General features: G+C 43.3%; 3 protein-coding genes. 1 reads left to right on the forward strand and 2 read right to left on the reverse strand.

Annotation, left to right across the window (positions count from 1 at the left end; translation table 11 throughout):
- Window positions 1-30: 30 nt before the first annotated feature.
- Window positions 31-2,505 (reverse strand): penicillin-binding protein 1B, encoded by a 2,475-nt coding sequence (mrcB, locus tag ACT3RN_RS03620; RefSeq protein WP_192518441.1) that lies wholly within the window; start codon window positions 2,503-2,505, stop codon window positions 31-33.
- A 431-nt stretch (window positions 2,506-2,936) separates the two neighbouring features.
- Here mrcB and ACT3RN_RS03625 point away from each other — a divergent pair, with 431 nt between their 5' ends.
- Window positions 2,937-5,855 carry a heavy metal translocating P-type ATPase gene (locus ACT3RN_RS03625; RefSeq protein WP_192518442.1) on the forward strand — a complete coding sequence of 973 codons (2,919 nt, stop codon included), beginning with the start codon at window positions 2,937-2,939 and terminating at the stop codon, window positions 5,853-5,855.
- Between the two features lie 186 nt (window positions 5,856-6,041).
- Here ACT3RN_RS03625 and ACT3RN_RS03630 read toward each other — a convergent pair.
- The coding region (locus ACT3RN_RS03630; RefSeq protein WP_444518486.1) for a hypothetical protein at window positions 6,042-6,361 on the reverse strand (320 nt) is incomplete at its 5' end.

A 6,361-nucleotide genomic window follows, 5' to 3' on the forward strand; every position in this document is an offset into this window, starting at 1 on the left:
TGAGACCTTTTGTAATGTTTAAAAGCAACTTTAGAACCATTCAACCGCACGGTCAAACCAAGTATCCGCATCGTTTTCATCTTGCTCGTTGCCTTCTTGATTTTCCGAATCAATAGCTTCACCATCGGTGCTGCCAAAACCGCCATTATCACCTTGTTGGTTTTGAAATTGTGACAGTTCACGAGCACGATCTTGTTGATACAAGCCTATCGCACAACTACTGGCTTCTTGTGGCAAGTGAGATGATAGTACTGGTAAATAGCGTGCATCAGCACAGCGCTCATTAGACAGCTTTCCTGAGTTGTTCTCTAGCCATAACCATTCAATTCCTTTCGGCTCTGGTAGCGATACAGGCGTCAGTTTGAGACGGTCCATATAGTCGATCCAAACTGGTAATGCGCCACTACCACCGCTCAAACCAATGGGTTGGTTATCATCACGGCCTACCCAAACCACGCTGACATAGTTGCCACTGTAGCCTGCAAACCATGCATCACGATAATCATTTGTAGTACCTGTTTTGCCTGCTAAGTGTAAATTGCTACCCAGTGATTTTGCCCGTTTAGCCGTACCAGTTTCCACCACTTGCTGTAACGCATAGTTAGTCAAGAAGTTGGCCTCAGGTGGAATGCTACGCTGAGTATTAAGACCAGTACGTTGTAAGATACTGCCGCGATCATCAATAACAGTACGAATACTATGAATAGGTGTACGAAAGCCGCCTGTGGCAAAGACTTGGTATACACCCAACATATCCATTGGGCTAAGGTTGACAGAACCTAGCAATGCCGAAGGATAAGGTGGTACTTCTTCTTTGACGCCCATGCGCTGTAGTTGTTTGACAAAGGTATCGACACCGAACTCCATACCTAGATGTACCGCCGCTTGGTTATATGATTGTGAAAGTGCTGTCGTCAGAGGTACATAACCGTGGTCACGGTTGTCGTAGTTTTTAGGGTTCCACTTAGAGCCATCACCGAGGTTGACTGTGATAGGGGAGTCATCGACTGGGCTTGCTAGATTATAGCGACCACTTTCGAGTGCTGTCATATAGATAACAGGTTTTAGTATCGAGCCTACTTGGCGTTTGGCATCGACAGCACGGTTAAAACCAGTAAACTCACTACCACTACCTACCACAGATACCAGTTCACCAGTTTCAGGATTGGCACTGACGAGCGCACCTTGTAAGTCTTTAGTTTTGCTGTTTTTACGACGTAGCTCACCCAGTTTTTTATCTACCGCTTTGTCTGCTGCTAATTGGGCGATAGGATCTAAAGTACTGATGATTGTCAGACCTTCGTTTTTGAGGTCGTCAGAATAGTATACTTCATTCAACTCACGTTTAACGATGTCCAAAAAGTCAGGGAATTGACTCTTGCCTTCGACTGCCTTTTCAGCAATACCCAGTGGTTGCTCTATTGCTTCATCGTAATCTTCTTGAGCCAGCGATCCCACCGTCAACATGTTTTTAAGCACAATATTACGACGTTCTTTTGAGTCGTTTGGATTGCGGCGTGGATTGTAAAGACTCGGGCCTTTTGCCATACCTACCAACAGCGCTTGTTGGTCTAGGCTGAGCTCTTTGAGGGGTTTGTTAAAGTAAAACTGTGACGCCAAGCCAAAACCATTAATAGAGCGTTTACCGTTTTGACCTAAGTAAATCTCGTTGAGATAGGTTTGTAGAATTTCGTCTTTGCTATAATGTAATTCAAGCAATACAGCCATTAATGCTTCGTTGGCTTTGCGTTTGAGCGTACGGTCTGAATTGAGATAGAAGTTTTTAATAAGCTGCTGAGTAATCGTTGAGCCACCCTGACGAGAGCCGCCAGAGAAGTTGTTTATGACAGCACGTGCGATCCCACGTATAGAAACACCTTTGTGCTCATAAAATGCACGGTCTTCAGTGGCTATCAGTGCATCGATAAGCGGTTGTGGCACATCCTCTAACGAGACGACCATACGATCTTCATTGCTGTCTGGGTAAATACCACCGATATTAACGGGCTCTAAGCGGATAATGCCACTTTTGGCAGGTAACGTGCTTTGGATAGATGCAATTTTATTACCATTAATAGTCATTTTGATGACTTGCTCTTTATCCACATCATTAGCGCTATAAGTAAAGCCACGCGTATGGATAAAGTAGGTATTACCAGTCTTATGATAAGTACCAGTACGATCATAGGCTTTGTTGCTCTGGTAGTTGAGCAGCTCTAGCCACGTCTTCATCGTATCTGTATCGACATTTGCACCTTGATATAATTCAAGTGGCTGCGAGTATACTTTTGCAGGGATATCCCAGCGCTTACCCTCAAATTTTTGGGTAATGGTGCGATCAAGTTTAATCAAGTATAGTGCCAACAGCACCATACCAACGATAATAATAATTAATATGAGACTACTAAGTACTAAACCACGCTGTTTTGAAGGTAGCGTATTTGTCATAGCCTTAGAAGACTGTGATAATTTAGTATTTGGTAGCTTTGGATTTGATTTTTGCACTGATGTCGCACCATTTTGGTATAAAAAACTGCTTCATAATGACGTAAATTGACAAATTTTTCAATCTATCATCGCTGAAGCAGGCATTCATGAGTATTAGACTGTGAGTAGTGACGCCACTCACAGCACTTGCTTGTAGTATAATCTCTATAAAAACACTTGTATCAATATCTTCGTATCGATACCTTTATATTAGTATTAAAGCTTTTAGTGCTTTTAATTTAGATGACGAGCGCCATATAAGATCGTTATCTACGATAGCAGTTTAATATTGCTGCAACGATGTGTTTTTTATGAATTATCAGTTGTTATTGTTGTTATATACTTTCATAGGATTTGAGCATCTTTAATGATGAGTATGTATATAAAAGCGAATTTACTGCAAGTGAATATGGTTCGAGCAAACCTGTCTAAAGGAAGTAAGCGCGATTATGTCTAGTGTCCCTCCATCAACAGCCTCTACCCAAAATCATCATCATGAAAATAGCTCGATTACCGAAGGTTTGGTGCTACCACTCGAGGACCATTGTTTTCATTGCGGTGATCCTGTACCGCAGCCGCCGTTTTATGCCGATATATTGGGTCAATCACGTGAGATGTGTTGTATGGGCTGTCAGTTGGCAGCGCAGAGCATCGTAGAGGCTGGGCTTGAGCAATATTATCTGGATCGCTCAGAGATCAGCCGTACGGCCAGCTTACCGGTAGAGATGACACGCCTTGAGGTTTATGATCATGATGAAATAAAGCAGCAGTTTGTGTATGCGCAGGATGGCATGTCGGTGGCAGAGCTGTCTGTGAACAACCTGCGCTGTGCAGCGTGTACGTGGTTGATTGAGTCACGTCTCGATGAGTTGGACGGTATCAGTAAATGTCAGGTCAATTTGACCAATCAGCGTATGCGGGTGATTTGGAACGAAGATAAGTTACCGATTAGTCGTATTTTAGCGGTTATCAATGAAATCGGCTATGAAGCCAAGCCTTATCGTCAAGACACGCATGAGGCTATGCTGGCACGTCATACCAATCAAATGCTGCTGCGGCTTGGTATCGCAGCACTAGGCTCGATGCAAGCGATGATGTATGCGGTGGCGCTTTATTTTGGTGAATATAGCGACATGCTGATATTGCAGCGTGACTTTTTGCGCTGGGTCTCATTGTTTGTCAGTACGCCAGTGTTTTTTTATGCTGGATTACCGTTTTTTACGTCAGCTTGGTCAGCGATTCGCGCCCGTCAAGTTAATATGGATGTGCCTGTCAGTATTGCACTGGTTGTGACTTTTTTTGCTAGCCTCTATGCCACCATTACTGGGCAAGGGGAGACGTATTATGATTCGGTCAGTATGTTTATTTTCTTCTTGTTGGCAGGGCGTTACATCGAACATAATGCCCGCCTCAAAGCTGCGACCATGGCCAATGATTTGGTGGTAGTAGAGCCTGTACTGGTGCAAAAAATTGCTGAAGATAAGCAAGCGGCTGAGCGTATCTTGCAACAAATCTCGCAGAACCTGCTGCATGAAACGGCTGTGAGTACAGAAAATAATACCGCTGATATTCAAAGCGATACGCTTACTATTAAAAATGACACTATTGCTATTCAAAACGATGCTACTGCTATTCAAAAAGATAATCTTGCCACTCAAAACAATGCTCTAGATAGCATGAGTAGCCAAGATTTATCTAGCGCTATGCCCAATTTTATGAAGAGCATAGATGCTAATGTTCATGAGCTAACCACACGTATTGCCCAAGATTGGCAACAGTCGCGTAATCAACGATTGCCACTGTCAAATATCAAAGGCAGTAAAGACACACAAGAGAGTACAGAAGACAAAAAGATGGTGACTGCTCACAGCTTGCAAGTGGGTGACATCATCATGGTAGAAGCTGGATCTGAGATTATCAGTGATGGTATTTTGCTTAGCCCAACCGCCACCGTCTCGCAAAGTCTGCTGACGGGTGAGGGTGACTTGATTACCAAATCTCAAGGCGACTATATCGTTGGCGGTGCGCAAAATGACAGTCAGCCATTTGAGATGCTGGTCACCGCATTACCAGAAGACAGTCAGATCGGCTTGATTGACAGACTTATGAACCGTGCCATGAGTGAAAAACCAAAACTGGCGCAGCAAGCGGATAAGCTGGCACGCTGGTTCGTGGCGCGGATTTTAGTATTGTCTGTCTTGGTGTTTGTCGGTTGGTATATCGTTGACCCAAGCCAAGCAATATGGGCGACCGTTGCGGTATTGGTCGCGACCTGTCCTTGTGCGCTATCCTTAGCGACGCCTATCGCGCTAACGGTAGCGACCAACCGACTCGCTAGCTATGGGTTTCTGACCACGCGTGGACATACGCTGCAAACGCTTGCTGAAATCACGCATGTAGCATTTGATAAAACGGGAACGCTGACTTATGGTCAGCCAAACTTGCTCAATATCGAGTTAACGGATTCTTTAAATCAAACAGAGACAGAAGGTTTAGCATTATCTGATCAAAAAGATAAGATATTAGCCATCGCTGCTGCTCTAGAAGTGGGTAGTCGCCATCCCATTGCCCACGCATTGCTCACGGCGGCTTATCAACTGCATTTGCCAACCACGCAAGCATTACAGCATTATCCAGCGGGTGGGGTAGAAGCGACAATTGATGGTATGTCATATCGAATTGGTCATGTGGGTTTTGCCTTAGACAATACCAATGATGCTAGTGTAAATAATAGTATAACTATTGATTTAGTAGCACAGCGTGCTAGTTCAGCGGTAGTTTTGTCTTGTCAAAATTATGATTCAGAAAACTGGCAGGCGCTGGCATGCTTTTATTTCAATGATAAGGTGCGTGACAGTGCGAAGTCGATGATTAATGCCCTTAAAGAAGTGGGCATTGAGTCTGTGATGCTGACCGGTGACCCAAGTCCACAAGCATTAGTCATGGCTGAAGGTTTGGGCATGGAGTCTGCTTATAATGGTCTATCACCAACGGATAAGGTCAATCATATTCAAAAATTGCAGTCTGAAGGTGCAGTAGTTCTGATGGTTGGCGATGGTATCAATGATGCACCTGTACTGGCAGCGGCAGATGTCTCGACCTCGATTGCTGGCGCAGCAGATTTGGCGCAAGTATCGAGTGATAGTATTATCTTAAATGGTCAAATAGAAGCTATTACTGCGGCCAAACGTATCGCTGATAAAACAGAACGTATCATCAAGCAAAACTTCCGCTGGGCAATTGCATATAATAGTATTGTTCTCATACCAGCCGCTTTGGGCTACGTGCCACCATGGCTCGCTGCTATTGGTATGTCGCTCAGCTCATTATTTGTGGTATTGAATGCATTGCGTTTGAAGCGAGCTTAGGGATGACTTCAAGACGTGAGGCAAGGCGCTCTGTGATTGATAAGCACTAATAATTGAGTGCTAGGAGATTAGGGATCAGGCGATTAGGTACTAGGAAATTGGTAATATTCGAATCAATGATAGGAATTCAGTGAATGACTCTATGAGCGTTCAAGGTTTAATATGATAAGAAAGTACAATATCGGTCTAACTAATCGTTAATTTATCTATCATGTCAAAATTACATTCGGCTATAGGATGACCTGTTTGTCTTACGCCCCAAAGCTCAAAATATAAGTCGTCATATGAAACATAGGTATGAAAAATTTTATCTTTAATTGATTGGTCATTATACAAGGTAATATTGTTATCAATCTTATACGTATAGCTACTGTAAAGCTCATCAAATATTTCAACAGCCTTATCATGATTGTTAACTATCAAGTTAATAGTTTCAATCATTTCTAATTGGTCTTGCTCTGATAATGTATGGCCAGACTCATTTCGAATAAATGGGTTTTTAAAGC

The organism is Psychrobacter sp. AOP5-GZ1-6, assembly GCF_052376345.1.
Taxonomy (GTDB): Bacteria; Pseudomonadota; Gammaproteobacteria; order Pseudomonadales; family Moraxellaceae; genus Psychrobacter.

Bases quoted from the DNA above. Each gene is read 5' to 3' on its own strand.
- ACT3RN_RS03625 (WP_192518442.1), top strand. From the start codon at position 2,937: ATGTCTAGTGTCCCTCCATCAACAGCCTCTACCCAAAATCATCATCAT.